Source organism: Bacillus sp. FSL M7-0307, from assembly GCF_038627835.1.
GTDB lineage: Bacteria > Bacillota > Bacilli > Bacillales > Bacillaceae > Bacillus > Bacillus altitudinis.
This window is the reverse complement of the sequence record NZ_CP152023.1, coordinates 3111319-3134792: the sequence shown is the minus strand read 5'-3', so window position 1 is coordinate 3134792 and position 23474 is coordinate 3111319. Positions and strand designations below refer to the sequence as shown.

Below are 23474 nucleotides of genomic sequence, written 5' to 3'. Positions count from 1 at the left end.
GTGACGACTCATGAAGTATGTTATACTACACACGGTACACTGTTCGAAATGGAGGGTATCGGTGAGTAAATACACTTCTCAAAATAATCACACACAAGTCGTCCAGCTATTCCAAGATGGGCATTACTTTTTTCATAAAGGTCTAAAAGCATATAGAGAAAGAAATCTGTCTAGGGCAAGTAAGCTGATACAGCGGGCCATCGTACTTGAGCCTGAAAATGTAGAAATGCTGTCGCAGCTTGCCATTATTTATACTGAAATGGGTCATTACCAACAATCAAATGAACTGCTTGATTTTATCCTTGAACACTTGGATGAGAATATGTCAGAGTGTCACTACTTTAAAGCCAATAATTATGCGAATCTCGGTTTGTTTCAAGAGGCATATAGATGCGCCACTGCTTATGCTGCGCTGGAAGAAGACGGGGAATTTGCAGATGAAAATGACGATCTCCTCGATCTGCTTGATATGAGTGACGATGTTGATGAAGATTTTCCTTATGATCAGGATGATCTGATTGTAAAGCAGGATCAAGCCAACCATTTGCTAGAAAGCGGCAGGCTGGATGAAGCAATTGAGATGCTGGAACAGATGATTGTTGAGTATCCAGAGTTTTGGTCAGCGTATAATAATCTCGCTTTGGCCTATTTTTATTCTGGCCAAATCGATCAGGCAAAAGAAATGTTGAACCGGGTCCTTCATGAAAATCCCGGTAATCTGCATGCCCTTTGTAATCAGCTTGTTTTCTATCATTATGAAAAAGAAGAAGAAAAGGTCAATCTGTTAGCGAAGCAATTAACGCACGTGTATCCAATATTAAGTGAACAGCGTTATAAGCTTGGCGCGACATTTGCCCTTGTTGGAGAATTTGAATGGGCATTTAAATGGCTTTATTCTTTGTATAAAACAGGTTTCCAAGGCGATAGTACGTTTTTATACTGGCTAGCAAGTGCGGCCTATTATACGGGTCACAAAACACTGGCGCAAACCGTCTGGGATAAGATGGTGGAAGAAGATATTGATGCAGATGAAATCAAGCCGTGGCAAGACAAACCAGAGGAGTCTGAGCCAATGGTTTCAATTGAGGAACGACTCACTGCCTACTATGTCAGCAAACAAAAAGGTGAACGTGACGTCTTGCAATCTGTTCTGGATTCCCGCGCTGCGAAAACGGCCTTTGAACAGCAGTTTATTGAGTTACTTTTATATGAAGGTCAAATGGAAGAACGATCGTTTTCAGAAGATGCGGTCTTCGCAAAACAGGCGGCATCTGCTTTGGAAGAAGCTGTGCAGCCTGATAGCCACATGCCATATTTTTGGTTATTCCATATTATTCAGCAAGCACGCGCTTCAGGCGTAGAGAAGAACAATGCCAGTGCATGGGCAGCAGCTTCTTATTATCTATGGATGAATGAACAAGAAGAATCAGCTGTCAGCAAAAAAGAGATCGCAGCTTCTTTTCAGATCAGCGTTCAAACGCTGTCAAAATATGAGAATGTTATTTGTACGTTCATGGTTTGAATAGGTAAATAGATTCAGATAACAGCAGCATGGCCGAAAAGGTCATGCTTTTTTCTTGGATAAAAAGGTGGGATTTGCTAGGATTTGGCGAAGTATGACAATCTCGACATCTATTTGAAACATAAATGTAATAAAAATATTAGCTCATTTTGTCGATGTGTCATGTATAATGAAACTCGTGGATTAAAACAAAGACATATATTTAAATATTTTACTATACATAATGCAACACCTAGTGATAGAAACAATCTGGTCAACATCTGACTGAATCATCAGGAAGAAAGACACAGGAAGCACAGATTGGTCGCAGAGAATTTGCTGCTTTCTCATGTCGCTTGGGAAATTGTCAAAGGAGGAACTATACGTGAAAAAGTTTATTACTTTCGGTTTAGCTTCGGTGATTGGAGCGAGCGGTTTATTTATTCCATTTACTCATGAAGCAAATGCACAGAACTTTGAACAAAAGAAACAAGAACTAGACAGCAAGCAGTCAGAGGTAAACAAGAATCTTCAAAAGAAAAAAGAAGAGCTTTCAAAGCTTGAGGCAAAACAAGAGGCACTTGCGCTAAAGCTAAAAGAAATTGACGAAAAAGCTTTAAAAACAAGTGATCAAATCGAAGAAAAACAAAAAGAAAACGAAAAAACAAAAAAAGAAATCAAAGCACTGAAAAAAGAAATTGCTGATACAGAAAAACGTATCGAAGAAAGAAACGAATTCTTGAAAAAGCGTGTACGTGCGCTTCAAGAAAGCGGTGGTTCTACGAAATACATAGATGTATTACTAGGAGCAAAAAGCTTTAGCGATTTCATCAGTCGTGCAGGTGCTGTATCTACATTAATCAACGCAGACAGCGAAATCATTAAAGAACAAGAAAGAGACAAAGCGGAATTACAAAAGTCTGAAAACGAATTAAACACAAAGCTTGAAGATGTTCAAAAGACGCTTGCAAAGCTTGAAACACTTCAAACTGACTTAAATAAACAGCTTGATGAGAAAGACAAGCTATTCAAGCAAGTGAAAAAGCAAAAAGGAAGTGCTTCTTCTCAAATCAGCGAGTTAAATACTGAGGCAAACAGCATTGCATCTGAAAAAGACGCAACAATCGCTGCTCAAAAACAAGCTGAAAAAGAAGCAAGAGAAGCTGCTCAAAAAGCAAAAGAAGAAAAAGCACAAAGACAACAGCAGCGTCAAGCAGCTGTTCAAGCTGAAGACAACAGCTCTAATAACGACAGCGGTTCTTCTTCAAATAACAGTGGATCTTCAAATAACAATAGCAGCAGTTCACCGAGCAAGAAGCCATCTTCTGGCGGTGGATCACCTGTCAGCAATAACGTAGGCGGAATCGAAGGTGCGATCAGCACAGGTTCTACCATTGTAGGACAATCTCCATATAAATGGGGCGGCGGCAGATCACAAGCCGATATTGACGCACGTCGTTTTGACTGTTCTTCATTCGTTCGCTGGGCATTTGCATCAGCAGGCATCAACCTTGGACCAGTTGGCGGTACAACAACAGATACGCTTGTAGGTAAAGGAAGAGCTGTAAGTGCATCTGACATGAAACGCGGAGACCTTGTGTTCTTTGATACGTATAAAGTAAATGGACACGTTGGTATTTACTTAGGAAACGGTACATTCTTGAACGATAACAGCTCTCGCGGTGTTTCAGTTGACTCTATGAGCAACGTTTACTGGAAAAAAGCATTCAATGGCGTTGTAAGAAGAGTCGTTGAATAAATCATTACTTACTATATAACCGTAAACAGGCTTCCTTAAACAGCAGTTTAAGGAAGCTTTTTCTTTTTTTGAAGATATGAGCAAATGATTCGCTTATTATCCGCAGATTTAATAGGATATGGGTAAGGAATAAAAGCTAAGAGTGGAAATGATGCTCTCTGTCATGAATGGAAGCATCACCCAAGGGCATTCTAATAAGAAATGCTAGCAGCAATTGAAGAGGGAGTGACAGTTGTGTCAGAAGAAAAAATCTACGATACGATCATCATTGGAGCGGGTCCTGCCGGAATGACAGCCGCTGTTTATACATCACGGGGAAATCTTTCAACACTGATGATTGAAAGAGGAATTCCAGGCGGCCAAATGGCGAATACGGAAGATGTCGAGAACTATCCGGGCTTTGAAAGCATCTTAGGGCCGGAACTTTCAAATAAAATGTTTGAGCATGCAAAGAAATTCGGTGCCGAGTATGCGTATGGCGATATTAAAGAAATTGTAGATGGTGAAGAGTACAAAATCGTCAAAGCTGGTTCAAAAGAATACAAAGGACGCTCTGTCATTATTGCGGCAGGTGCTGAATACAAAAAAATTGGTGCACCAGGCGAAAAAGAACTTGGCGGTCGCGGCGTATCATACTGCGCTGTATGTGACGGTGCCTTCTTTAAAAACAAAGAGCTTGTCGTGATTGGCGGAGGAGACTCAGCAGTAGAAGAGGGTGTTTACCTCACTCGCTTTGCGTCTAAAGTCACTATTGTCCATAGACGCGACAAACTGCGTGCCCAAAGCATCTTACAAGCACGTGCATTTGATAATGAAAAAATCGACTTTATGTGGAACAAAACCGTTAAAGAAATCAATGAAGAAAACGGGAAAGTCGGCAGTGTGACATTAATTGATACCGTGACAGGTGAGGAAGAAGACTTCAAAACAGATGGCGTCTTTATCTACATCGGTATGCTGCCGCTGTCTAAACCATTTGAAAATCTTGGAATTACAAATGCAGAGGGTTACATCGAGACAAACGAAAGAATGGAAACAAAAGTTGAAGGAATCTTCGCAGCTGGCGACATTCGTGAAAAAACCCTTCGTCAAATTGTCACAGCAACAGGTGATGGAAGTATTGCAGCACAGAGTGCACAGCATTATGTAGAAGAGCTTGCTGAAAAGCTAAAAGCAATGAAATAAACAGCTGTCGTAAATCCTTAATATTGCGTCACGGGCTTTTAACTGGAATGTAACACGGGTGAAACAATTATCCGTTATGATGAAACTAGTAATTGACCCCCTTTTATAAGGAATACATGTTTGGCACGGATGTGAATCCGTGTCCTTTTTTTTGCTTAAAATCAGAAATTCACGAGATGTTCACAAATGACGCATGGAGAACCGTTACATGTTGTAAAATAAAGAATAGAGAAAGTGCCCGTCGCCATATTCATACGAAAACCTGTCTGTTTTCAGTGAAGAACGGGCATGTTCATTGTGGGAGTCATGATGAACCTGTATAATAAGAAAAAGACATAAAAGAGTAGGTGACAGCTGATGCAACGAGTAACCAATTGTGTGCTGCATCACGAAGATCAAGTTCTCTTGCTGCAAAAGCCAAGACGAGGCTGGTGGGTAGCACCTGGCGGCAAAATGGAGAGCGGAGAATCGGTCAAGGATTCAGTCGTTCGAGAATTTAGAGAAGAAACAGGCATTTATATTTTAAATCCGCAGCTAAAAGGCGTGTTTACCTTTATCATAAAAGAAGGCGATCAAATCGTTCAAGAGTGGATGATGTTCACCTTTATGGCAGATTCCTTTACAGGAAAAAACGTATCAGAGTCGGAGGAAGGCATTTTAAAATGGCATGATGTAAAAGATGTGCCCAGCTTGCCGATGGCTCCAGGAGATTCTCATATTCTTGACTTCATGTTGAAAGGGAAAGGACTTCTCCACGGCACTTTTACGTATACACCAGATTTTGAGCTGATTGCTTATCGATTAGATCCTCAAGGAGACTAATAAATGAACCGTTTTCATAAAGAAGGAGAGGGAGCAGGCATGAATACGCACAAACAAGATGATATTCAGCTTGTGATTATTACAGGGATGTCAGGTGCGGGGAAAACCGTTGCCATCCAAAGCTTTGAAGACTTAGGTTACTTTTGTGTGGATAACTTACCGCCATCACTTTTACCGAAGTTTCTAGAGCTTATGAAGGATTCGAATTCGAAGATGAGCAAGGTGGCCCTTGTGATGGATTTGCGCGGCCGCGAATTTTTTGATAGCTTAATTGCTGCCTTAGATGAGATGAGTGATATCGGCTGGATCACACCAAGGATTCTATTTTTAGATGCAAACGATAAGGTGCTTGTCTCAAGATATAAAGAAACGAGACGTTCTCATCCCCTTGCGACAACAGGTTTGCCGCTTGAAGGGATTGCTATGGAGCGTGAGCTGTTAGAGGAGTTAAAAGGCCGGGCTCAAATGATTTTTGATACATCGGATTTAAAACCGAAACAGCTTCGAGAAAAAATTGTCGCACACTTTGCCACGAGCCAAGGGCAGGTGTTTACAGTGAATGTGATGTCCTTCGGTTTTAAATACGGTCTGCCAATTGATGCTGATCTTGTATTTGATGTGAGATTTCTGCCGAATCCTTACTATATTGAGAGTATGCGTCCACAGACCGGAAATGATGAAGAAGTACGCTCCTATGTCATGAAGTGGAGTGAAACGCAAAAGTTCACGGAGAAATTAATCGACCTTCTCAGCTTTATGCTTCCGTCCTATAAACGAGAAGGAAAAAGCCAACTTGTTATTGCCATTGGCTGTACAGGCGGACAGCACCGATCAGTGACGCTAGCGAACTACTTATCGGAGTATTTTAAAAATGACTACTATACTCATGTCACTCACCGGGACATTGAAAAGAGAAGCAGAAAATAGATGACGACACTTCCAAAGGTGGTCATTCTTGGCGGGGGCACTGGCTTATCTGTTTTGCTCAGAGGGCTAAAAACAAAGCCAGTGGATATTACCGCTATTGTGACGGTAGCTGATGATGGAGGCAGCTCAGGCAGACTGCGACATGATTTGAATATTCCGCCTCCAGGCGATATTCGAAATGTACTTGCGGCACTCTCTGATGTCGAACCGCTTGTAGAAGATTTATTTCAGCACCGTTTTAATAAAGGAAATGACTTAACAGGCCACTCTCTCGGCAATCTCATTCTTGCGGCTATGACGAATATAACCGGTGATTTTTTTCATGCCGTCACAGAAATGAGCAAGGTCTTAAATGTGAGAGGAAAAGTATTGCCAGCAGCGAATTCAAGTGTTGTTCTTCATGCGGAATTAGAAAACGGGCAAGTGGTGACAGGAGAATCAAAGATCCCGACCTACGGTGAAAGGATTAAACGAGTCTTTCTTACACCCGATACGATTGAGCCGCTCCCAGAATCCATTCAAGTCATTCGAGAGGCTGATTTAATCGTTATTGGACCTGGCAGCTTGTATACCAGTATTTTGCCCAACCTGCTTGTACCGCATATTGGAGAAGAAGTGATTCGATCTAAGGCGAAAAAAGTCTATATTTGCAATGTCATGACACAGCCGGGGGAAACGCTTTCCTACAGTGCAGCTGATCATGTGCAGGCACTAAACGATCATATGGACCGACCATTTATCGATACGATATTTGTGAACAATAAAGAAATTCCAGAAGAAATCAAAGCAAAATATGCAGAAGAACAGGCGCAGCCTGTACAATTCGACACAGATGTACTCAAAGCCATGGGACTAGAAGTCATCCCAGGGGAAATTATTACATATGACCAGCATGTGATTCGTCATGATACGCTGAAAGTAGCTTCGCTGCTCGTCGATTTGCTGCATCAGAAAAAATAGGAATGGGGGTGGCAAGGATGTCATTTGCATCCGAAACAAAAAAAGAGCTGACTAATCTGGAAGTGAAGGACTGCTGCACAAAAGCAGAGCTTTCTGCCCTCATCCGTATGAACGGTTCATTATCTTTTTCTAATCGAAAATTGATTTTAGATATACAGACAGAGAACGCAGCCATTGCAAGACGTATTTATACCCTTTTGAAAAAGAAATACGATGTGACCGTCGAGCTGCTCGTTCGTAAAAAAATGAGATTAAAAAAGAATAATGTGTATATTGTCAGACTGGTAGAACGAGCGAAAACCATTTTAGAGGACCTGAAGATATTAGGTGAACAATTTGTATTTGAACGCAACATTTCAGAAGAACTTGTGAAGAAAAGATGCTGCAAGCGTTCCTATATGAGAGGTGCTTTTTTAGCAGGAGGTTCTGTGAATAACCCAGAAACCTCTTCGTATCACCTTGAGATTTTTTCACTATACAAAGAACATAATGATGCCCTTTGTGAGCTCATGAATCAATTCCACCTTAACAGTAAAACCCTTGAACGCAAAAAAGGCTTTATCACATACATGAAGGAAGCGGAGAAAATTACGGAATTCTTAAGTGTTGTGGGTGCTCATAACTCATTGCTTCGTTTTGAAGACGTGCGCATCGTCCGAGATATGAGGAATTCTGTGAACCGGCTCGTCAATTGTGAAACAGCAAACTTGAATAAAACGATCGGTGCCTCACTGCGCCAGGTTGAAAATATTCAATTCATTGACGAAAAGATTGGACTAGACGCCCTGCCAGATAAGCTGCGTGAAATTGCGCAACTGCGTATTGACTACCAAGAAGTCACACTAAAGGAACTTGGCGAAATGGTGGAAAGCGGCAAGATCAGCAAATCAGGCATTAATCACCGTTTAAGAAAGCTAGATCAGATTGCAGAACAATTAAGAAACGGACAAGCTGTTACACTCAAATAGGGAAATAAAAAAGGGAGGCAGATCATATGGTGGAAAAAACGGTCACAATTCAGCTGAAAACGGGTTTGCAGGCACGTCCGGCTGCTTTGTTCGTTCAAGAAGCCAATCGTTTTGGTGCTGATATTTTTCTAGAGAAAGATGGGAAAAAGGTCAATGCGAAGAGTATTATGGGACTGATGAGTCTTGCGATCAGCTCTGGGGTCACCGTCAAACTAATAGCTGATGGAGCAGATGAACAAGAAGCCATCGATGCGTTAACGGATTTTATCAATCAAGAAAACTGAGTCTCTTCAAGGGCTCAGTTTTTTTAGGAGGGAAAGTTGTTGATTCAATCAGCCTTTTTACAGAAAATTGGATACGAAGCCGTGTCCATTACCTTTGATCAATTGCCTGATTTACTAAGGAAGATGGCTTATACCTTTCCTTTTGAAAATAGATCTGTGGTGGGTAAACACGCCTATGCTTTGGATCAAGAAGGTTTGAAGCTTCATCTTCTGGAAGGCAGCAGAGGTGGGCTTTGCTATGACCTCAATCCGCTCTTATATTATGTCTTAAAAGAGGCAGGTCTCGCTGTACAGCTCGTTCAAGGGACCGTATATAACAAAGAAGCAGAGAAGTGGGCACTGGATGGGACGCATGTAGCCATCGTCCTTCAACATCACCATGAGCGCTACCTCATTGATGCAGGATTTGGTGTGAATTTACCCCTTCAGCCTGTCCCTTTTACAGGTGAATGGGTGGAAGCACCGTCCCTTCGTTTTCGCGTGAACGCAGAAGAAACAGAAAAAGGAACCCATCTACTCCAATTGGATAGGGGAGCGGGTGCTGAAACAGGTTATGCTTTCACATTAAAAGAAGTCGGTGAAGATACACTTGTGCAATTGCGGCATGAGATTTATGAAAATGAAGCCTCTCCTTTTAACAAAAGGCCGCTTGCATCCAAACTGACACCAACAGGTCGTGTGATCGTGACAGAAGATCATGTCACGATACATGAACAGGAAGAAGTATCGAAAAACTTGCTTCCTCAACCTTTTGAAGTATATGTACAAACACATCTTGCGCCTAAATCATAGAGACAGTCTGCTTGATCGGCTGTCTTTGCGGATAGACAAACTCTTGCATCCACTGTCGCACTCACGAATGTTAAAGGTGCACCCCGGCTTGACTAGCTGAATCGCTCATCCCCCTTTAGGCGTATGACTCACCGCTCATAATTGCTGTCAAAAAGGCCGGGGTTAGTATCGTACTTTATCAAGTGCTTTTCATCATTCTATTCCCCTAATATAATGAATCAATATAAGTGAACATGGAGGGATGCCAAATGGATGTATCACAAAAATCGTTGAAAACAATGATAAGTAACACTAAACTAACAAAAAAGGAAGAAGAAATAGCGGAATACATTTTAAATAATGTAAGAGAAGCATGTCTTGTCACTTCAATAGAACTAGCTCATAGATTAAAAGTGAGTAATGCTACAGTTGTTCGATTCCCGAAAAAGTTAGGCTTTTCTGGATATAGTGACTTTCAAAAATATCTTAGAGAACAGTACTATGACAAAAGCTTAGCCATTTCTGATGATGTGACCATTCCCTCTGAAAGATTAAAATTAAGTTATGATAAAGTGATACAGTCAGATTTACTGAATGACAATTTAAAAATTCTTGAAAAAAATATATATTCTATTTCAGAGAAAAATTCATCTGAAGAGTTTAACAAGGCAATCAATTATATCATTGACGCTAGAAGAGTTTATATTTTAGGCAGTAGAGCTAGAACTGGTTTAACAGAAATAATGGGAGTTTTCCTAAATCAGATCATTGATCATGTAGTGATTAATAGTCAACAATCGTTTACTCCGTTTGATTCCTTAGCTTCATGTAGTCAGGATGATTGTGTCCTTATTTTTTCATTCCCAAGATACTCTGAAGTAGACTTTGCAGCAGCCAAAATGGCAAAAGAAATCAATGCGAAAGTTGTCATCATTACTGATAAAGCCACAGCACCTATAGCACATTTTGCTGATGTCCTACTTTTAGTTTCAGTGGATAGTAATGCATTCTTCAATTCTTACACACCTGTATTATTTTTAGCTGAGTTAATATGTACACATGTCAGTCGAGCGACAGTCGCTCATAGTGAGGAAAAATTAGAAAGAATTAATAAACATATTAGCCAGTTTGGTATGTATTAATAAAAAGTATAGTTGATATAAATATGATCTGACCTTTGCAGGTGTATTTGAATTCTTTAAGGGAGGTCAAGCTTGTATTACTACAATCATGTATGACTCCAATAAAGTAAATTCGCACAGAACGGGACTTAAGTTTAAGAAAAAACGACCCACCAGTTTTTCTAATTGGTGGGTTATTGTTTGTTTACTTTAAATGACTAATGGAGAAATTTTGAGAAACTGTGCATGTGTTGAGAAGATAAAAAATGGAACAGGACTAGGAAATGATAAACTAATATTTTTTGAAAATTTCAAAAAAATATTGTTATAAACAAAATGTATATGATAAAATCAAAATGAAATAAATTCTTCATATTTTTTTAAAAAAGAATAAATGAAAACGCTTGCTTGTGTGGCTGGTTCTTCACGATGATTTCTATAAAGTGTATTAATTCAAGTGATTTGGAAGAAATATTTAGTGTGAAAAAATCCCGTCATGTTTTTTAACAAGATAACTGACAGAAAAAGAAGCTTATATCATCATAATATTGAAGAAATTTATTCATTTATATTATTTTAAAGAATTTTAAAAAACATTTTCTGTGTTGTAGAGGAGGAAGTATGTTGAATGATTATAAAGTAGGGAAATTAATGGATCAGCAGCTATTAAAGGAATTACGTGAAAAATTTTCGTTTCTATCCTTTGACCCAGACTATGGGGAAAGACTTTTTTTTGATAATTCAGGAGGCTCTTTAAGGTTAAAGGAAGCCATCAAGGTGAAAGAAAAGATTGATTTGTTACCGGATTGTCCAGAAAGGTACCATCAAAGAGCAACAGATCTGAATGATATGATGGACAAATGTAAGAATGATGTATTGAGTGTCATGTTCGGAGCTGAGTCAGGTTCTTTAATAACAGATTTAACAGCTTCTCAAGCCATGTTTAAAATGGTATCAACTATTATTGAAAATGTTGAGGGAACGAATGCCGTCACGACTAATATTGAACATCCTTCTGCGTATGATTCATTAGAATTTTACTGTCAAAAGAACAATAAAGAATTTAGAGTTGCTCAAGCAAATGTGAATACAGGCTTTGTTGATCCCGAAGCGATCGCTGATAAAATTGACGAGAATACGATTTTGTTAAGCGTCATTGCTTCCAGTAATATTTCGGGAAATATCATGGATCTTGAAGGAATGATAAAAGCTGCTAGAAAGAAAAAACCAGATTTATATATTATTGTTGATGCAGTCCAGCATATGCCGCATGGGACTCTTCATGTAGAAAAGCTTGGTATAGATGGAGCAAACTTTGCACCATATAAATTTATGGCGTCAAGAGGTATTGGATTCGCCTATGTTTCAGACAGATTATCGAAACTTCCACATCAAAAATTAATAGCAAAGGATGATCGTGAATGGGAACTTGGTTCACCAACACCTTCGCTATTTGCATCTATGTCAGCTGTTATAGACTATGTATGCTGGCTGGGTTCGTACGACAGTATTGGAGAAATGTCTAGAAGAGAGAAGTATCTAAAGGGTATGAAAAAAATAGTTCTTCACGAAAGAGCACTCCTCCATAGACTTCTTGAAGGCAGTGATAAGATCGAGGGATTGAGATACATGGAGAACGTAAAAGTTTTTGCGGATGACCCTGATTTAACGAAAAGAGATCTTATCGTTGCAATGGGAATTCAGGGGATAGATGATGAACAACTGAGAAAGGATTATCAAGATCGAGGCATTACCGTTTATGAACGAGTGAATACTAGTGTCTACTCAAAACGTATACTCGAAGCCATTGGATTAACTGGTGCGATAAGGGTTTCGCCGTTCCATTGTCATACAGAAGAGGACATCGATCAATTTTTATGTGTAACAAAAGAGTTATCTGAAACGAAGAGAATGAGCAAACTCATCAACTAGGGGGGAACTACTAATGAAGAAATTAGGTCTCGGTACAAAAGTATTTATTGGGTTTGTCATCGGTATATTGCTAGGTTTAATCTTTAAAGAAAAAATATTAATCATTAAACCTATTGGGGATATATTCTTAACACTCATTAAAATGATCGTGGTTCCGCTCATTTTTTTCTCCATCACTTCTGGAATCTTTAGTATTGGTGATGTTCAAAAATTAAAGAAAATCGGAACAAAGACGTTGATTTATTATATTGGAACGACTTTAATAGCAGGTGGAATCGGTCTTTTGGTTGCGCATATATTTAAACCGGGGAATGGAATCGATATTGATAGTATCAAGACATCGTCTGAATATAAAGCTGCCAATATTCCTACTTTTGGAGAGACGATATTAGGTCTATTTCCATCAAATCCTGTTCAGGCTCTAGCAGAAGGAAATCTCATGCAAATTATCATCTTTTCTATTTTCTTGGGGATATCCATCGTTTTAGTAGGAAATAAATCAGTCACCCTTAGACATTTTTTTGAAGAAGGTACACAGGTAATGTATAAAATGACAGGAATCATCATGGCATTTTCACCTATAGGTGTGGCTGCTTTAATGGCTTGTACGATTGGGGAATACGGTTTGAAAATATTTGGGCCTTTGGGCAAATTTATTTTAGTTGATTATATAGGTTTGATTTCTGTCATCATTTTGATGTACTTGTTTATGTTAAAATTCATAGCGAAAATTCCTTTATCCAAATTCTTTAAGTCAATCGGTAAAATTTGGGTAGTGACTGCGAGTACGACAAGCAGTTCTGGAACTTTACCTGTTACTATTTCTGTGACGAAAGAAGATTTTAAGGTGAAAGAGGAACTAGCGCAATTTACCCTTCCTATTGGAGCAACGATGAACATGAATGGTGCCGTTGTGTATTACTCTGCTGCCATCATATTTGTATCGCAAATATATGGGATTGACATGCCAATTAGCCAGCAATTACTAGTCATATTCATGACAACTTTAATATCAGTTGGATCTCCCGGCATTCCTGGAGGTGGTATCGTTATGACCATTATGCTGTTAACTACATTAGGACTCCCTATGGAGATAGTTGGAATGATTGCTGGGATCTATAGAATCATCGATATGGGACACACCTCACTTAACGTGACAGGTGACGTAGTCAGTACACTGTGTATTGCGCGTAGTGAAAATATGATAGAAGATGAACAACTAAATGTGAATAAAATAAACGATATAAAATATTAAAAGAGTTGATGTAAAGGTATAATTAACTTAATATTCTGTCTATTGTAAATAACATGATTGCCTAGTGATAAATCTCATGTAGCAATATCAATTGACACAACGTTTGCAGCTCGCAAGCAAACATTATAAAAAAGACAGCTCATCAAAGGGCTGTCTTTTTCATTAATTAACGAATCCGCGTAAATGTCGCATAGTGATCGGTTGTTTTATAAATGAGCCAGTCACTTGAGTATACTAGGCGGTCAGCATTACGGAAACCGGAGACGTAGTTGATGTCGGCTTCACGCCATGTACGGCCACTAGCTGATGGAAGGCGTCCCTCCCGATTAGAGAATACGTCTCCACCGATGCTTTTGCCCGGCGCGACTTCAGCTAAATTTCCTTTTGATGCAACCCATCCGAGGGCGCTCGCTTGTGGTTTGGTGATGTAATTATCAGGTAGTCGTTTATAACGGATTAAGTAATCTGCTACACCATCAAAGGTATTAATGACGGCAAGGGTACGAAGGTCTGGTGCAAGCTGTACGGAAGCAGTTTCATTTGTGGCTGTTGGTGTAAGTGGTGTTTCTGCATGGGCTTGCTGCGGGATAAATCCAGAAAACAGAATGGCAGCAATCAGAGCGAACAGAGTAAAAATCGAACTTATTTTTTTCATCTTGATCCTCCTCAAAAGGAAATGGGATGCCGTCCTCTTGATGCTTGTCTACCTCATATTATAGCACCGGCATATAAAGAGAATGTAAAGAATCAGGAGATTGGTGAAAATGAGGCTTTTTGACCTACTGTCTCTAGATGACGTAAACAAAAAGACGCAGTTCCCTGCGCCTTTTTTCAATTAAGATGAGGCAAGCTCCTTCACAATATCAACAGGGGCTTTGCCGTCAATTCCATGAATCACATTATGAATGGCTCGTTTCAGCATAAGGTCTCTTGTCGTTTCAGTAGCGGAACCGATATGCGGGGCAAGTGTGACATTGTCCATCTCTTTGAAAGGATGATCTTCCTGAAGCGGTTCTTGCTCGTACACATCCAGACCAGCTCCTTTAATCCACCCTTCCTGCAGTGCTTGAATGAGGCTTTTCTCATCGACGGTTTTTCCACGGGAGATGTTCACGAATAAGGCTGTCGGCTTCATTAATTTCAATTCCCGCTCTCCTATCATATGGTACGTCTCATCCGTCAGCGGTGTGATTAACACAATGATATCAGCTTGCTTCAGCAAGTCATCTAGTGCACAATATACAGCGCCGTATGCCGATTCGGCTTTCTCGTTTCGGCTCCGGTTGTGATAGAGGACGTTCATATCAAAACCATGAGCGGCTCGTTTGGCTACTTGCTCACCGATTCGTCCCATCCCAATGATCCCAAGCGTTTGATGATGGACATCAATGCCGAATATATCTTCCTCTTGAACAAATTTTGTCCATTTTCCCTTGCGGATAAAACGATCAAGCTCGGCAATTCTCCTCGCAGAAGAGAGAATGAGCGAAAAGGCAAGATCAGCAACGGTATGATCGAGTGTATAAGGCGTGTGCGTACCAATCACGCCTCTTTGTCTCATGGCTTCTAGATCAAAATTGTCATAGCCGACTGAATTATTGCTCACCACCTTGAGTTGGGGTGCGTGATCTAATAAATCTTGATCAATTTTCGTACCAGATGTTAAAAGGCCATCAGCCTTCTGCAGCTTCTCAAATAACAGATCTCTTGGGATCGGGTCCTTTGACTGCCATACCTCGTATGTACAATGTTCCTTTAGCATGTCTTCAAAAGAGGCAGGTAAGGGTTTGGCGACAAAAATATGTGGTTTCATCATCAACTCGCTCCTTTCACATGGTCATCTTTCTCTTTTTATTATAAAGCAACCATTTTGGCAGTACACGTTTGAATATGAGCTGCTCAATATTTAATATACTGAAATAACGGAAAAGGAGAGATTTTTATAGTGAAAGAGTAAATGACATGGCCATCTGATGTCTTTTTACGATGTAGAAAAACGAGTGATTAGTAGATGAGTCATAGAAAAATGCTAGATGTTTCGAGAGATAATCTGACAAACTGGAAAATAGATCGAGACTTTTTGATAGAAAATTTATTATATTTGCAGTGTATTAAACGGGATGGTCATTTTCTACTAAACCTTTTCATCGTCTTTTGGTGAAATGAGAGCTATCGTTTGTAAGCAAAAGCCGCATATCCCCTGTGCTGAAGCGGAACAAAGAGCAAAATAGAGAAAATGCTTACATATTCTCTCATCGTTTTCTCATTTTTTTCTTTTTTTTCTATCATTTTTCTTCTCTATGCTTGAGAACACACAAGGGAAAAGGAGGCCAGGTAAGGCGTTACAATCACTTAAAAAAGATAGGAGATGACAGGATGGGATCAACATTAGAACAGATTCTTCAGCACAATGCAGATTTTGTGAAAGAGAGACAGTATGAGCCTTTCAAGGCGGGAAAATTTCCTGAGAAGAAATTGGTTATATTAACTTGTATGGATACACGCCTGTTGGAATTATTACCGCAATCCATGGGGCTTCGTAATGGTGATGCGAAGATCATTAAAAATGCAGGAGCCATCGTCACACATCCATTTGGCAGTGTTATGCGGAGTATTTTACTAGCCATTTATGAGCTGAAAGCAGAGGAAGTATGCATTGTCGGCCATCATGAATGCGGAATGGCAGGCCTTGCGGCAGACCCTTTACTTGAAAAGGCAAAAGCACGGGGAATTGAGGAAAAGTGTTTGAGCATTGTGAAAAGCGCAGGTGTCGATTTAAAGGGCTGGCTGACAGGCTTTGATTCAGTGGAAGAGAGCGTATCCCAAAGTGTGAAATTAGTCAAAGAGCACCCGCTCATGCCAAGTGATGTAGCTGTTCATGGACTAGTGATTCATCCGGCAACAGGAAAGTTGGATGTCGTTATAAAAGATAAACAGATCGACCCACAGTATACCTAAATCATCTACACATACTTGAAGGAGGCCAACACATACCATGCGTTTTTATGGAAGATTTGAAGGTTATGATTCATCAAAGTTTAGACGCGATTTAATCGCTGGGCTTGTCGTGGGCGTTGTGGCAATTCCTTTAGGCATGGCTTTTGCCATTGCATCTGGTGTCGGACCAGAATACGGATTATACACAGTCATCGTTGCCGGCATTTTGATTTCATTGTTTGGTGGTTCAAAGTATCAGATCGGCGGACCGACCGGGGCATTTGTTCCAATTTTATTCGGGATCGTCAGTCAGTACGGTATTGAAAACTTACTCATTGCTGGTTTTATGGCAGGCTGTATGCTTGTATTATTCGGAATATTCAAACTAGGAAAGCTCATGAAATTTATTCCTCGTCCGGTTATCATCGGCTTTACTGCCGGCATTGCTGTCATTATTTTTTCAGGACAGATTGCCAACTTCCTCGGATTAAAGGGTGTTGAAAAGCATGAAAGCTTTTTCCTCAATATGAGAGAAATCGTGGTCCATCTTGGTACCGCAAACAGTTTCGCCATTCTCACAGCGATTGTTGGGCTCATCGTGATTTTGGCGGCACAAAAATACATTCCCAAAATACCTGGTGCTCTATTAGGTCTACTTGTTTCAACATTTATAGCTGTTCTCTTTTTTCAAGGACAAGTTGAAACCATCGGCTCTGCATATGGCGAAATCCCTCGTCAGCTGCCAACTTTCTCTTTTCCTGAATTGACGATTGAAAAAATGATTTATCTGCTGCCGCCGGCTATTGTCATTGCCCTTTTAGGCGGCGTGGAGTCCATCTTGTCAGCTATGGTTGCTGATAATATGAAAGGCTCAAAGCATGACAGCAACAAGGAGCTTGTCGGGCAAGGAATTGCCAATATGGCGGCACCGATTTTCGGAGGGATCCCAGCGACGGGAGCGATTGCTCGTACGGCAACAAACATTAAAAATGGTGGAGCAAGCCCCATTTCAGGAGTCGTGCATGGTGTTGTTGTCTTGCTCATCTTAATGTTATTTGCACCATATGCATCGATGATTCCACTTGCTGCCATGGCACCGATTTTGATGTTTGTGGCGTGGAATATGAGTGAGAAAAAAGAGTTTATCAATATTGTCAAAGTCAAAAATGCGGATTCCCTTGTGCTTGTCGTGACCTTCCTGCTAACGGTCATCGGTGATTTGATTATAGGGGTGACTGCAGGTCTCATTTTAGCGTTTATCGCCTTTATCAAAAAAATGAGCCAGACAACGAATATCCACACAAATGTCGCTGTTCCTCAAATCGAAACGGCGGCTGCCTTAGAAAGGGAGACCGATCAGAAAGGGGTTAGTATGTATTCGATTGAAGGGCCACTCTTTTTCGGTACAACCGATTCATTGGAAAATTCGATTTTGGATCATGTTCAGACAAAGCCGAAAACACTCATTTTGCTTATGAACAAAGTGAATTATATGGACACCTCAGCAGAAGCGGTTCTGATGAACATTTCCAATCGTTTAAAGCATCACAATGGAAAATTGATGATTGTAGGGCTTCAATCACAGCCAAAAGAGCTTTTGCATCGTACCGGACTTTTCCATCACATTGGAAAGCAGCATTTCTTTGAACGAACGGACGATATTTCACCACAGCAGCTATAAAAGGCTAAAAAAAGCACGTGACATGTCAGTCACGTGCTTTTTACCTGCTCTTTTTCACTAGAAAACCGTTGTGTGAGTTTCTGTTGATGGGAAGAGAAGACCTCTTCTACTGTTACATCATAGAGATCAGCTAGAACAAGTAGATTTCCTAAGACATCTCCCATTTCTTCAATAAGGTCCTTCCTTAACGCGGCGTCCTCCTGTGTTTTCTCATCAGGTCGATCGCGTCCAATTTCGACCGCCCTGACTGCGCGAGCGAGTTCACCTGTTTCTTCCATCAGGAAACCTAACCTGATAAACGGCCCGTATTCTGTCCAATTTCTCATTTTGTAGAAATCTTTGATCCATTTTTCCATTTCAGTTGTTTGCATTCTCTTTATACAGCTCCTTATATGGTGTTCATCTTCTGATTTTACACTATATATAGATGGAGCGGCTGTTTCTTTACAATGAATTATAGTAGAATGAGTGGGTGAAGAAATCATAGAGAGAGATGGAGCTGTTTTGATGAAAACGATTTGTGTGTTTGCTGGTTCGAATCCAGGTGTGAATGACATCTACAAACAAAAAGCTGTCGAGCTAGGGGCTTATATGGCAGAGCAAGGAATCCGCCTTGTATACGGTGGCTCACGAATTGGCTTAATGGGAGCTATAGCGGATGAGGTATTGAAAAACGGCGGGCAAGTGATCGGAGTCATGCCAAAAGGGCTTTTTAGAGGAGAAGTTGTGCATCAAGAGCTCACTGAACTCATTGAAGTCAAAGGGATGCATGAACGAAAAGCGAAAATGAGCGAGCTGGCCGATGGGTTTATTGCCATGCCAGGTGGTTTTGGTACATATGAAGAATTATTTGAGGTGCTATGTTGGGCGCAAATTGGCATCCATCAAAAGCCAATCGGATTGTATCAAGTGAATGACTATTTCAATCCGCTCATAGACATGGTGAAGTTTAGTGTAAAGGAAGGTTTTTCGAATGAATCACACCTTCAATTGCTACATGCCTCTGGAGAACCGGAAGAATTGATTTCACAGATGGCTTCCTATCAAACACCGTCTCTTCAGCAGAAATGGACGGAGCTGTCTTAAAATAGATGCATAACAAAAAACCGTCTGTTCAAAGAGCAGACGGTTTGTTTTGTGATTATTTTTGTTCTTCTGTATTACGGGTCAAGACTTTGTCAATGAGTCCGTATTGAAGTGCTTCTTCCGCTGTTTTGAAGTTGTCACGATCTGTATCGCGCTCAATGACTTCAATTGGCTGACCAGTACGTTCAGCAAGTACTTGGTTCAGTTTATCGCGTAAAGAAAGGATTCGTTTTGCCGCAATTTCAATTTCTGTTGCTTGACCTTGCGCACCACCTAGTGGTTGGTGAATCATCACTTCACTATTTGGAAGGGCATAACGCTTACCTTTTTCACCAGCAGCAAGCAGGAACGCACCCATAGATGCAGCCATACCAATACAAATAGTTGATACCTTTGGTTTAATAAATTGCATCGTATCATAAATGGCCATACCAGCTGTGATCGAACCGCCAGGGCTGTTAATGTAGATAGAGATATCTTTTTCAGGATCCTCGGCTTCTAAGAAGAGAAGCTGTGATACGATGGAGTTGGCAACATTGTCATCGATCGCAGAACCAAGCATGATAATACGGTCTTTTAAAAGACGAGAATAAATGTCGTAAGCTCTTTCCCCACGATTTGTTTGCTCAATGACTGTAGGTATTAAATTCATAATGTTCCTCCTTCACCTTTTAGGTAAGTATGTAATTCAATGATACATTTTTGGTCAATAAAGGTCAAACAAAATGCTGACCTAAAATCAAATACCCCTATCCATTTTCCCCAAAATCCTTTCACTTCAAACCATCATATGATTATATGTATGGGAATGAAGAAAATACATCGACAGGGCTGGCGATTAATCATTGCTTTCTTGCAGCATTTCCCTTATAATTTGATATGCTGACGTTTAAAAAACATATCGTGCGCTCGTAGCTCAGTTGGATAGAGCGGTGGTTTCCGGTACCACGTCTGCCGGGGGTTCGAATCCCTCCGAGCGCGTCTATAGTATCCGATAGGATTGGATTTATAATTTGTGAAAAAGCTGAAAACCCTTTGAAATAAAGGGTTTTTTTGTTTTTTATGAGTGGTATTGTGTGAGTAAATTGAGAGGAACTTCACTATTTATTAGAGAGTTCATTTTGTATCGAAAAGCACAGATTAAAATTGTTAAAAAGACAAATTTTCTTTATGATAGCAATCAAGTAAACTTAATCTATTATTGGAGTATAAAGTCAGTGCATCAATATTCTCAAAGCTTGTTCAACGAAAAGGGCAGAATTCATTAATAAGGAGGCACTAATGAATTGTGAAAGTGTTTTACATCAAATTGAAGTAGCTGTTAAAACATTAATAAAAATAGTCAGTCAATTAGAAGAAGCTGATTTACGAAAAAGACCAACACCTCATAAGCAGTCTATCGGAGAGTTGCTGGAACACATTGCGATTATTTGTGAAGCTGACTGGCGTATTGCGAATGAGGCGACCCAAGAAGAGATGGAAAAGTTTTATGCTAATGTATCATATAAAACTGTAAAGTCGATAGAAAAAGGCTTAATGACTAATTTTCATTCATTAAAAAATAATTATATGAAATTATCGGACACAGAACTACTGTCTCGTACCACTTCCTATTGGGGTGTGACATATACAAGGTATGAATGGTTGTTAGAGATATTAGCACATGTTTATCATCATAGGGGACAATTACATGCTATGCTTGTTCACTGTTACAATCAAGACCCCAAAATTTTAATGTTTGAATGATGTTCTTCAACTAAAGGGTGTTTTACTTTAATAAGACCCTGTAATAACACCTATCGTGTCGGGGGATTATACATTCTCCGCGTGTGCATTTGACCTGGTTCACGATAGAAAAAGGTTTCTCGAACCCTCTCCATCAGAAGAGGGTTTTTTTGTGTGGCGCTCACTTCTAAAACTTTACATCTAAGCCACACTGTTTATGTTATAATTAATAATCATTCTCAATTAAAGGTGGTTTCGTAAGTGAAAAAAATGATTTGGCTTATGAGTCTGCTGGCAGTATTGTTGGTGGCTTGCGGGCAGAAAGACAATAAAGAACAAGAATCAAATACTCGTACATATACAACTGAAACGGGTGAAAAGATCACCATTCCTGACAAGCCGAAACGAATTGTTGTGTTAACAGCACAGCTTGGAAATTTTAAAAAGTTAGGTGTGACACCTGTTGGCATGACAGATGTTTATCCTAAATCATCCTTTTTAGATGAAACAGGTGTGAAGAGGGTGCCGATAGAAAATGTGGAGGCAATCGCCAAACTGAAGCCTGATCTCATCATTGCTTATTCACAAAATGATCAAGTTGAAAAATATAAAAAGATCGCAAAAACAATCACTTTCACAACAAGTGAACATAGCTTTAAAGAGATGCATATTGAAATCGGAAAGATTCTTGGAAAAGAATCGTTAGCCAAAAAACAAATACAAGAAATGGACGAGCAGCTGAAAAAAGACGGCAAAGAGGTCAAAGCAAAAATTGGTGAAGACAAGACGTTCTCCATTATGGATGTGCAGCCTAAGCAGGTGTACTTATTTGGTACAGACTTTGGCCGCGGTGGGGAGGTCATCTATCAAGGGTATGGATTTAGCCTGCCTGAAAAAGCGGATAAGGCTCTTCCGAAAGAAGGGTATCTCGGTATTTCATTAGAAGAGATGAATGAGTATACAGGTGACTATTTACTTGTACCAACAAAGGATGGAAAAGCACCTAATCTAGATATCACAGGCAGCGGTGTATGGAAGAAGAATAAAGCAGTGAAACAAGGACATGTTTTATCCTATTCAATCAATGAATTTATCTATGCTGATCCAATCTCAATTGAAAAACAGTCTGCTACGTTTAAACAAATGCTACTTAAAAATTAATAAAAAGAAGACAAAGCACTTAAACAGGAGGCTTTGTCTTTTTTTCTGCTATCCTCTTAAAATACTAGCCATAAGACTCATTTCTGCCCTTTTCAGGCGTATTTGTTGAGCCCGATCACTGTATAAGATTAACATGGAAGGGAATTGACAATAAGGAGAGGATTCTTGTGGCGAAGGTTTTAATGATTACGTTCCCAGCTGAAGGACATGTGAACCCAATGTTAGGAATGATAAGAGCATTTGTTGATCGAGGTGATGAAGTGCATGTGGTCACAACTGAACATTATCAAAAGCGGATCAAACGCTTAGGCGCTCACATACATATACATCCAGATTATATTCGCACATTAAGTGTCGAAGAAAGCGATTTAGAGTCCATGCAGCCATTTTTCCATGCCATGCTACAAACGTCATTAGACATTTTAGAAGTGGTGGAAACTCTTTCTCAACAGCATTCATTTGATTTGGTCTATTTTGATATGTTTGGAGCAGGTGAGCTTGTGCGGGATTACTTACAGATTCCAGGCATCGGTTCGAATCCTTCTTTTGTGCTGCAAGAGGCACATTTTGATACACCTCTATACAGAAAAGATGAGAAGGCGGCTCATCTGTTAGAAGAAATACATGAACGTTTTGGCGTTCAGCCAAAGCATTTGATGCAATTCATGAAAAACCGTGGAGAGCTGAATATGGTGTATACAAGTGAATATTTTCAGCCGTCTGTTGATGCATTGGATGATTCGTTTGTTTTCATTGGACCGAGCTTTCTAAAACGTGCTGACCAGCACGATTTCCCGTTAGAAACGCTTGAGCGAGAGAAGGTCGTCTTTATTTCAATGGGAACGGTTCTTGGAGATACTGAAGCATTCTTTAATATGTGTATTGATGCCTTTGCCGACTTTGATGGAAAAGTGATTCTCGCAACTGGTGAAAAAATCGACATGTCTCTCCTAAAAGAAGCGCCATCTCATTTTCTCATCGAGCCTTATGTGCCGCAGCTTGAAGTCCTTGAACTGACAGATGTGTTTGTGACTCACGGCGGGATGAACAGTGTCAATGAAGGTATTCATTATCATGTTCCGATGGTTGTCATTCCGGTTGACAAAGATCAGCCGATGGTGGCAAAAAGACTGACGGATCTCTCTGCTGCTCGTGCACTCGATAAAGACCAGCTGACAGCAAAGCAGTTGAGAGATACTGTAGAAAGTGTACTGGGAAGTGACACGTACCGTGCTGGAATTGAAAAGATTGAAGAAAGTTTCCAAACAGCAGGTGGAACAGAAAAAGCATTACGTGTCATTGATCAGTTTATGCAAGCGAAACAGACTCAATCATGAGTCTCTCAGCGTGTAGACAAACCCTCGAATTCGCCCGCAGGTCTGTGCGCTGGTGCTCGCCC

At 40.1% G+C, this 23474-nt stretch carries 21 protein-coding genes, 1 tRNA gene and 1 pseudogene; 19 read left to right on the top strand and 4 right to left on the bottom strand.

The genetic code is table 11. The features are described 5' to 3' along the window. Positions 1–61: 61 nt before the first annotated feature. The 12 genes from MHI41_RS16120 to MHI41_RS16065 all read left to right on the top strand — a co-directional run bounded on the left by MHI41_RS16120 (position 62) and on the right by MHI41_RS16065 (position 13485). A complete protein-coding gene (locus tag MHI41_RS16120; RefSeq protein WP_060781450.1) occupies positions 62–1522 on the top strand; it encodes a tetratricopeptide repeat protein in 1461 nt (486 codons plus the stop codon). Positions 1523–1886: 364 nt separating this feature from the next. Further along, positions 1887–3260, top strand: coding sequence for an NlpC/P60 family protein (locus MHI41_RS16115; protein WP_167403837.1), 1374 nt, complete (start codon positions 1887–1889; stop codon positions 3258–3260). Between the two features lie 234 nt (positions 3261–3494). Next, complete coding sequence (gene trxB, locus MHI41_RS16110; RefSeq protein ID WP_024719880.1) at positions 3495–4445, top strand: thioredoxin-disulfide reductase; 951 nt, start codon at positions 3495–3497, stop codon at positions 4443–4445. 357 nt (positions 4446–4802) lie between these two features. Next, the gene (locus MHI41_RS16105; RefSeq protein ID WP_008348133.1) at positions 4803–5267 is read left to right on the top strand and encodes an 8-oxo-dGTP diphosphatase; all 465 of its coding nucleotides are present in this window, start codon (positions 4803–4805) and stop codon (positions 5265–5267) included. Positions 5268–5306: 39 nt separating this feature from the next. Continuing rightward, positions 5307–6194, top strand: coding sequence for an RNase adapter RapZ (rapZ, locus tag MHI41_RS16100; protein WP_255234207.1), 888 nt, complete (start codon positions 5307–5309; stop codon positions 6192–6194). Then, complete coding sequence (locus tag MHI41_RS16095) at positions 6195–7154, top strand: YvcK family protein (protein WP_035389612.1); 960 nt, start codon at positions 6195–6197, stop codon at positions 7152–7154. It begins immediately after the preceding gene. Positions 7155–7171: 17 nt separating this feature from the next. Further along, entirely contained in the window at positions 7172–8122 is a 951-nt protein-coding gene (gene whiA, locus MHI41_RS16090) for a DNA-binding protein WhiA (protein WP_008348125.1), read from the top strand. A gap of 26 nt (positions 8123–8148) precedes the next feature. Then, positions 8149–8406, top strand: coding sequence for an HPr family phosphocarrier protein (locus MHI41_RS16085; RefSeq protein WP_008348124.1), 258 nt, complete (start codon positions 8149–8151; stop codon positions 8404–8406). Between the two features lie 39 nt (positions 8407–8445). Continuing rightward, positions 8446–9198 carry an arylamine N-acetyltransferase gene (locus MHI41_RS16080; RefSeq protein ID WP_282833380.1) on the top strand — a complete coding sequence of 251 codons (753 nt, stop codon included), beginning with the start codon at positions 8446–8448 and terminating at the stop codon, positions 9196–9198. A 248-nt stretch (positions 9199–9446) separates the two neighbouring features. Beyond that, a complete protein-coding gene (locus tag MHI41_RS16075; protein WP_039963728.1) occupies positions 9447–10319 on the top strand; it encodes a MurR/RpiR family transcriptional regulator in 873 nt (290 codons plus the stop codon). A 600-nt stretch (positions 10320–10919) separates the two neighbouring features. Next, entirely contained in the window at positions 10920–12230 is a 1311-nt protein-coding gene (locus MHI41_RS16070) for an aminotransferase class V-fold PLP-dependent enzyme (protein ID WP_234900739.1), read from the top strand. 13 nt (positions 12231–12243) lie between these two features. Beyond that, complete coding sequence (locus tag MHI41_RS16065; protein WP_282833381.1) at positions 12244–13485, top strand: dicarboxylate/amino acid:cation symporter; 1242 nt, start codon at positions 12244–12246, stop codon at positions 13483–13485. A 166-nt stretch (positions 13486–13651) separates the two neighbouring features. On the opposite strand, the pseudogene MHI41_RS16060 reads toward MHI41_RS16065, so the two are convergent. Both MHI41_RS16060 and MHI41_RS16055 read right to left on the bottom strand, forming a co-directional pair. Beyond that, positions 13652–13978: pseudogene (locus MHI41_RS16060) on the bottom strand (ribonuclease); the annotation flags it as partial. A 342-nt stretch (positions 13979–14320) separates the two neighbouring features. Continuing rightward, the gene (locus MHI41_RS16055) at positions 14321–15298 is read right to left on the bottom strand and encodes a D-glycerate dehydrogenase (RefSeq protein ID WP_035390199.1); all 978 of its coding nucleotides are present in this window, start codon (positions 15296–15298) and stop codon (positions 14321–14323) included. Between the two features lie 563 nt (positions 15299–15861). Here MHI41_RS16055 and MHI41_RS16050 point away from each other — a divergent pair. Together MHI41_RS16050 and MHI41_RS16045 are read left to right on the top strand one after the other, a co-directional pair. Beyond that, a complete protein-coding gene (locus tag MHI41_RS16050; RefSeq protein ID WP_025208023.1) occupies positions 15862–16443 on the top strand; it encodes a carbonic anhydrase in 582 nt (193 codons plus the stop codon). Positions 16444–16480: 37 nt separating this feature from the next. Then, positions 16481–18103, top strand: coding sequence for a SulP family inorganic anion transporter (locus MHI41_RS16045; protein WP_060781448.1), 1623 nt, complete (start codon positions 16481–16483; stop codon positions 18101–18103). 29 nt (positions 18104–18132) lie between these two features. Here MHI41_RS16045 and MHI41_RS16040 read toward each other — a convergent pair whose 3' ends face one another. Then, on the bottom strand, positions 18133–18474 hold the full coding sequence (locus tag MHI41_RS16040; protein WP_017368102.1) for a MazG-like family protein: 342 nt from the start codon (positions 18472–18474) through the stop codon (positions 18133–18135). 136 nt (positions 18475–18610) lie between these two features. Between MHI41_RS16040 and MHI41_RS16035 the strand changes: the two genes are divergently transcribed. Continuing rightward, positions 18611–19189, top strand: a complete 579-nt coding sequence (locus MHI41_RS16035; protein ID WP_060781447.1) for a TIGR00730 family Rossman fold protein — start codon at positions 18611–18613, stop codon at positions 19187–19189. A 55-nt stretch (positions 19190–19244) separates the two neighbouring features. Here MHI41_RS16035 and clpP read toward each other — a convergent pair whose 3' ends face one another. Next, positions 19245–19841, bottom strand: a complete 597-nt coding sequence (gene clpP, locus MHI41_RS16030; protein WP_007500118.1) for an ATP-dependent Clp endopeptidase proteolytic subunit ClpP — start codon at positions 19839–19841, stop codon at positions 19245–19247. A 253-nt stretch (positions 19842–20094) separates the two neighbouring features. Here clpP and MHI41_RS16025 point away from each other — a divergent pair. The 4 genes from MHI41_RS16025 to MHI41_RS16010 all read left to right on the top strand — a co-directional run bounded on the left by MHI41_RS16025 (position 20095) and on the right by MHI41_RS16010 (position 23412). Next, a tRNA-Arg gene (locus MHI41_RS16025) sits at positions 20095–20170 on the top strand. A gap of 300 nt (positions 20171–20470) precedes the next feature. Then, positions 20471–20935 (top strand): DinB family protein, encoded by a 465-nt coding sequence (locus MHI41_RS16020; protein ID WP_073412777.1) that lies wholly within the window; start codon positions 20471–20473, stop codon positions 20933–20935. Between the two features lie 249 nt (positions 20936–21184). Then, on the top strand, positions 21185–22075 hold the full coding sequence (locus MHI41_RS16015) for an ABC transporter substrate-binding protein (RefSeq protein ID WP_073413322.1): 891 nt from the start codon (positions 21185–21187) through the stop codon (positions 22073–22075). Positions 22076–22242: 167 nt separating this feature from the next. After that, positions 22243–23412, top strand: a complete 1170-nt coding sequence (locus tag MHI41_RS16010) for a macrolide family glycosyltransferase (protein WP_317328060.1) — start codon at positions 22243–22245, stop codon at positions 23410–23412. Positions 23413–23474: the final 62 nt, after the last annotated feature.